The sequence below is a fragment of the Spirillospora sp. NPDC046719 genome (assembly GCF_040645715.1).
In the GTDB taxonomy this organism is placed as follows: domain Bacteria; phylum Actinomycetota; class Actinomycetes; order Streptosporangiales; family Streptosporangiaceae; genus Spirillospora.
This window is the reverse complement of the sequence record NZ_JBEYYT010000867.1, coordinates 1-1,612: the sequence shown is the minus strand read 5'-3', so window position 1 is coordinate 1,612 and position 1,612 is coordinate 1. Positions and strand designations below refer to the sequence as shown.

Genomic DNA, 1,612 nt, shown 5'->3' with positions numbered 1-1,612 from the left:
GCCGATTTCACGGGGGTTCCCTGTTCGATGCTCAAAGGGATATTCAAGATCGTTGAAAACCCTGGGCCGAGCGGACGAATTCGGTATTTTCCGGCCGACGGAGCCGCGCAGCGTCCCCGGCAGGGGCGACAGGTCCGGCTCGTAGTGCAGGATCCGGTGGAACACCGCGGAGATCGAGTCGTTGCCGAACGGATGCCGGCCGGTCGCGGCGAACAGCATCGTCGCCGCCCAGGTGAACATGTCGACGCCGGTGCCGAGCTCGGCGTCGGTCACCTGCTCGGGCGCCATGTAGGACGGCGTCCCGACGACGCCGCTGCCCCGCGCCGCCGCGTCGCCGATCAGCCGGGCGATGCCGAAGTCGATGACGCGCGGGCCGTCCGGCCCCATCAGCACGTTCGACGGCTTGAAGTCGCGGTGCAGGATCCCCGCGCGGTGGATCGCCGCGAGCGCGGTGACCGTGCCGATCGCCAGCCGGTCCAGGTCGGTGCCGGCGCGCGGGCCGCGCTCGGTCACCAGCCCGGTCAGCGACGGGCCCGGCACGTACTCGCTGACGACGTACGGCGTCTCGGCGGACACGTCGGCGTCGACGACCTGCGCCGTGCAGAACCCGGCGACCCGCTCGATCAGCTTCAGCTCGCGCTCGAACCGGGCCCGCCACTCGGGGCTGCGGCTCAGCTGCGCGCGCAGCAGCTTGACGGCGCCGTGCATGCCGTCGTCGCGGCGGCCCAGGTAGACGACGCTCTGCCCGCCCTCGCCGAGCCGTCCGAGCAGCTCGTACCGCCCCAGCCGCCCCGGGTCGTCCGGCCGCAGTGGGGCAACGGGCGTCATCGGCTCTCCTCCGTCGCGTGGACCGCCACGGGAACACCTACCCGCGCGGGCACCGTCCGGCCCTTACCTTCCGGTGCCACGTTAGACGTCGGTGATCGTCCGTGAGTTCTCGGTCACCACCCGCCGACCGTCCCGCGCAGGTCTTGAAGCGAGCAGGGCGCCCCACCCCAGAACGTCCCGCCCGCATCGAGACCGGCGCGGTGGAGGTGAGAGCGGGCCGCCGGCGCCGTGCCACGCCGGCGGCCCGCCCGCGGGCCCGCGTACGCCTACGCGAGCGCCCAGCGGACCTGGGTGCGCACACCCGGGTCCGGGTCGGTGAGGGATTCGGTGAGCGCCGTGACCACCTCGGGACGGTCCGCCGCCCACTGCTCCAGGGCCCGCACGGCGGCGCGCCGCACGTCCACGATCCGGTCGCCGAGGGCCCGGACGAGCGGCTGGACGGCGACGTCGGCGCGGGCCCGGCCGAGCGCCCGCACGGCGCGGCGCCGCACCTGCCAGCTGGCGTGCGCGGTCGAGGTGACGACGCGCCCCTCCAGCGGTCCGGGGACGCCCAGCTCCGCCGCCGCGTCGAGCGCGGCCATCCGGACGACGGGGTCGTGGTCGCCGAGCAGGTGCTCCAGCGCGGTGAGCGCGGCGGGGCCGGACAGCCGGGCGAGGCCCTCGGCGACGGCGACCCGCACCTCGCGGGACGGGTCGTCCGGCCGCAGTGGGGCAACGGGCGTCATCGGCTCTCCTCCGTCGCGTGGACCGCCACGGGAACACCTACCCGCGCGGGCACCGTCCG

The 1,612-nt window shown here is 74.9% G+C and carries 2 protein-coding genes; both read right to left on the bottom strand.

What is annotated here, in order from left to right; genetic code table 11:
* Positions 1-828 (bottom strand): serine/threonine protein kinase (locus ABZ914_RS51085; RefSeq protein WP_500201779.1); only part of this gene is annotated, 828 nt, incomplete at its 3' end.
* Positions 829-1,094: 266 nt separating this feature from the next.
* The gene (locus ABZ914_RS51080; RefSeq protein ID WP_500201778.1) at positions 1,095-1,553 is read right to left on the bottom strand and encodes a HEAT repeat domain-containing protein; all 459 of its coding nucleotides are present in this window, start codon (positions 1,551-1,553) and stop codon (positions 1,095-1,097) included.
* Positions 1,554-1,612 lie beyond the last annotated feature (59 nt).